Origin of the sequence: Acetobacter pomorum, from assembly GCF_002738225.1 — a bacterium.
In the GTDB taxonomy this organism is placed as follows: Bacteria; Pseudomonadota; Alphaproteobacteria; order Acetobacterales; family Acetobacteraceae; genus Acetobacter; species Acetobacter pomorum.
The window spans coordinates 1-1,299 of record NZ_PEBQ01000098.1; the positions used below are offsets into that span (position 1 = coordinate 1).

Annotated in this window: 1 protein-coding gene and 1 pseudogene; both read left to right on the plus strand. The window is 45.0% G+C overall.

Annotation, left to right across the window (positions count from 1 at the left end; all coding sequences use genetic code 11):
* Positions 1 to 249: 249 nt before the first annotated feature.
* Positions 250 to 441, plus strand: a pseudogene (locus tag CSR02_RS17275) (LysR family transcriptional regulator); the annotation flags it as partial.
* An 84-nt stretch (positions 442 to 525) separates the two neighbouring features.
* Entirely contained in the window at positions 526 to 1,170 is a 645-nt protein-coding gene (locus CSR02_RS07575) for a LysR family substrate-binding domain-containing protein (protein WP_228120804.1), read from the plus strand.
* Positions 1,171 to 1,299: the final 129 nt, after the last annotated feature.

Genomic DNA, 1,299 nt, shown 5'->3' on the forward strand with positions numbered 1-1,299 from the left:
AAGTGCCTGTTCCGTCTCCTTCTTCAATCCATACAATATAGGAAGTATTTTAAGATCTAACAGGCCCTAGAGTCATGCGCGCATATCTATAGATGCGAATAAATATATCTAGGTATTAATTGTGGTATATAAGACATATATAAATATTACATTATATTTTTCATGTATACATAAATTATATTATTGTGCGTTACAACACTCACACTACAAACTGTCGAATTTTAATTTGTATGAGAGGAAAGAAATGGAATGGTAAGACACCCTCCTCTTGATCTACGGGAACTGCAATGCGTATGCGCAATTGCTCTTCAAGGAAGCATCCATGGCGCGGCACGCGCTCTAAATTCCAAACAGTCCGCAGTCAGTCGTTCACTTCGGCTACTTGAGGAGCGCGTCGGAATTCAGCTTTTCCGCAGGACATCATCTGGCACAACGCCTACGCCAGTCGGCGAAGCATTCCTCCGACAAGCTGAGGCTCTGTTGCACGACACAAATGCTCTTTATGAATATACTCGGAGATGCGCCTTGGGTGAAAGCGGTATCGTATCAATAGGAATACAAAGTAATGTACCGCCAGGACGGGTGTCGGCCTTCATCGAACCGTATAGAATTCTTTATCCCGGTATTTCGTTTATATATCGTGACGTATCCAAGAGAGATGTAATTTCGGCTCTTTTCGACGGTATCGTTGATTTAGTAATTATAGCCCTTCCGCTGAACGAATCTTGCGCAGCTACCTTACCACTGTGGAGCGATCGAATTGTCGCTGTGACACCGACAAACCATCCTCTTGCTTCGTCTGTCACGACATGTTGGAGCGATTTACGGGAAGAAACTTTTGTCTTCGGTAACGATGATACAGGAGAGGACATGTCTACACTGTTAAAACGCAAAGCAAGCATTGCTGGCTTTCTACCAACAGTGTGTAGGGAAGAAATCATAAGTCTGCGGACGATCGCTCTCGTCATTAACGGACATGGTATTACGCTCATGCCGGCTGGCTGGCTCGCATTTTTTCCAGGTACGATCCTTGAGCAGGTAACTGTGCTAGAAGTGCGCGACGGCGACGGTTTTTCACATCTTGATTACGGCATTGGATGGCGCGATAGAAATTTGTCGACCGTCGCACATAAAATACTTGTTTTCTTGGGAAAGCAGAATCTCGAATAGACTAAGTTTCTCTGCTTACTATCTGCTTAGCTCGCGCACGCTTAAGCTTCGCGAAAGCTCGACGCGGATTTCTCACACTTGAGGCAATTTCGGGTCATTTTGTAGAATTCAGTCATCCCACAGGAGCCC